The sequence below is a fragment of the Bartonella sp. AS69XJJH genome (assembly GCF_042195585.1).
Classification (GTDB): domain Bacteria; phylum Pseudomonadota; class Alphaproteobacteria; order Rhizobiales; family Rhizobiaceae; genus Bartonella.
Map to the genome: position 1 here is coordinate 1 of NZ_JBHIOO010000062.1, position 2634 is coordinate 2634.

The following is a 2634-nucleotide window of genomic DNA, read 5'->3' on the forward strand; positions in this document are numbered from 1 at the left end:
AATTATAAATCACTGAATCTACAGTGTGAATCCCATTTTTATTTTATTTAACAGCTTGTGTTTTGATACGTTTTGTGTAATAAAGAGACGTTCGTATACTTTTGAATAAGAATACAACAGTCATGCATTGCAAAACAGAAGCCGTGTCAAGATAATTGGCACGGCTTTAATGCATTTAGCTTCAAATGGAATAGAGAAAACCAACCCCTATCATAAAAGAAAGCCCCGTTACGTAAATACATAACAAGGCTTTCACAATTTCTCAAGTTTCACATAGGATATAGCACATTATGTATTAAGTTACAAGCATTAATATACAAAAACCGTGTCAAAATTAACTGACACGGCTTTGTTTTATAGCGATTTTTAAAGAGTATTCTCAACCTAAAGAACGGCGAAAATGCAACGCTAGAATAACGCTGCGGGTCAAGAATAGCATGATGTATTTTAAGATGCAATTTGAAAAAATATACTTGCATTTATACACAAAATATGTGATTTTTTATTTGGTTTTTTTATAACTAAGTCTCCTGATCTATAATTAGTTGTGGAATATAAAAGCCGTATCAATTCATTTTGATACGGTTTTTATGTATCAAAGCTTGTGTTTTGATACGTTTTGTGCAATAAATAGACGTTCTCTTATATTTCGGTTGGTTATTTTAATCGTTTATTGGGGTCGCTAGTTGTTTTGATCATGAAAGCCGTATCAATTCATTTTGATGCGGCTTTTTTGTATTAAGGCTTGCGTTTTTACACGTTTTGTGTGATATGTGTTTAGTGTGAAATGTATATACCTCCTGTGAATATAAAAGCCGCGTTCATAAGGACACGGCTTTTTTTTATTCTATCTTTTAGACGCCACAGCCGCTTTAATCAATTCCTCTACAGTCTTTATCTATCTACAAAAGGATATTAAACCTGTAGAAATCTCTTTTCTTCCTGTAACCCATGCCCCCAAAATAAGTTGCGTATCTCCAAAAACACGCGCCCTGCCACCAATAATTGCATTCCCATAAGCACGTACATTACCATGAACCTTTGCAAACCCATTAACACACGCCTCATCACAAATTATTGCATTTTCAAAAACCTTCGCATGCCCCCAAACCATAGCAGCATTATAAACCTTGGCATCGTCCCCAACCCAGCAATTACCCTGGTGAGAAAGGTTGTATTCACTTTCAATAAAGCCCCCTAAATCTCCTTTTTTAACACCTCCAAAACTTCTTAAAGCTCTAATGCGATAAAGTGTTCTAACTCTACCATAGAGATGGTCTTTAACTTCTGTAGTTTCATTAGTAAGTTCATATTTTTTGGATACATTTTTAGTGGTCATAGGTAGCTCCCTAATCTAACATTTGAATAAATTTTTAAATGAAATGGTTATAAGGAGGCGCCCCCCGCGCCGCTGCTTTTTTACGCTGCTTTTACGATAGCATTTGTTAAAACGCGCTTGGCTTCTGTCGTAACCAATTTGTAATGATCAAGCTCTTTTTGTAGATCATTTACATACGATAAACGCGCAGCAATCATTCCCAAAACTTTACCAATTCCCTCAGGAGCTTTTAAACTTTCATAAGAAAATAAATCATTATCTCTAGAGAATAAATCATGATTTTTTGATTGGCTTTTTAATTCATAAAAAGCTTTAACAAGCGCCTTTTTAAATGCACGCACCGTATTATTATTGCGCATATATGTCATCAGTAGAGTTGCTTGTGATTCATTAAGGATTGCGATTTCTCTTTTTTGACATCCGCCATTTGTTTTAAAGGGTACGATCTCAAATCCAACCCTTCCAAACTCTTCAAAATCTTTAATATTTTTACGTAGCAATCTAATAACAGTAGCATGGCTATTACCCACACCCTCTGCAATTTTCAAAGAAGTTGTGACAGCAATACCAGCATTGTTGATTGTTACTAAATTGTTCATAGGGAACTCCTACATGTTTAAAGTTTCTATTGACACTCTAAAAGAGTGCCGGGCGCTAGAAACACGGCATGTAGTCCGTCGTCACGCCTTTCCCATAAGGGTATTGTATAGCGTAACCACACCCGACAAAATCGTTATATGCCAATAATAGCATAAAAATAAAGCCAAATTTTGAAGCAGGAAAAGATTGTTTCGTAATCTATTCGCTACATGTTTAGTGTTTCTAGCACTTAATGATTCGTTTAACAGAATGACCTTTTAAAGTCAATACGTATTTTTTATTTTTTTCACTTTTTTTCATTTTGATATTTACCTAATTGAATATCAAGTGCTTTTAAATGTTACTTTTGGTTTTTAGTATAAAAATGTAGTGCGTAAATGGACATGTTTATTAAACTGCGTGTATGCAACATGAGAAAGAATGAATAAACTAAAAAAAAGTACCAAAAAACGATATCTAAATACCAAAATACACTATAACTATTTGGAAAAATTAAAACGACAAGTGCTAAACTTATTAGCTTTAAAAGTCTGTGCATATACTGTTGTAAATCACGTGTTAATATCTTCCAACCTGTTGTATCATCATCTTTATATTTTGGATTGTTCTGCAACTCAAAAGGAATATGAGAATTGCATAAAATTACAAAAATATTTGTTATTATTATCAAACCAAAAGATGCAAATATCAAAATA

3 protein-coding genes are annotated in these 2634 nt (G+C 33.5%); all 3 read right to left on the minus strand.

Going from position 1 to position 2634, the window contains the following annotated elements:
• Nucleotides 1-898: 898 nt before the first annotated feature.
• Nucleotides 899-1339: a hypothetical protein gene (locus ACFIK6_RS09460; RefSeq protein WP_375642705.1), complete on the minus strand. Its 441-nt coding sequence runs from the start codon at nucleotides 1337-1339 to the stop codon at nucleotides 899-901.
• An 80-nt stretch (nucleotides 1340-1419) separates the two neighbouring features.
• Nucleotides 1420-1938: a Rha family transcriptional regulator gene (locus tag ACFIK6_RS09465; RefSeq protein ID WP_375642706.1), complete on the minus strand. Its 519-nt coding sequence runs from the start codon at nucleotides 1936-1938 to the stop codon at nucleotides 1420-1422.
• Nucleotides 1939-2279: 341 nt separating this feature from the next.
• Nucleotides 2280-2634: hypothetical protein (locus tag ACFIK6_RS09470; RefSeq protein WP_375642707.1), on the minus strand; the 355-nt coding region annotated here is incomplete at its 5' end.

Coding starts and splice junctions, on each gene's coding strand:
- ACFIK6_RS09460 (WP_375642705.1), bottom strand. CDS start 1,339: ATGACCACTAAAAATGTATCCAAAAAATATGAACTTACTAATGAAACT.
- ACFIK6_RS09465 (WP_375642706.1), bottom strand. CDS start 1,938: ATGAACAATTTAGTAACAATCAACAATGCTGGTATTGCTGTCACAACT.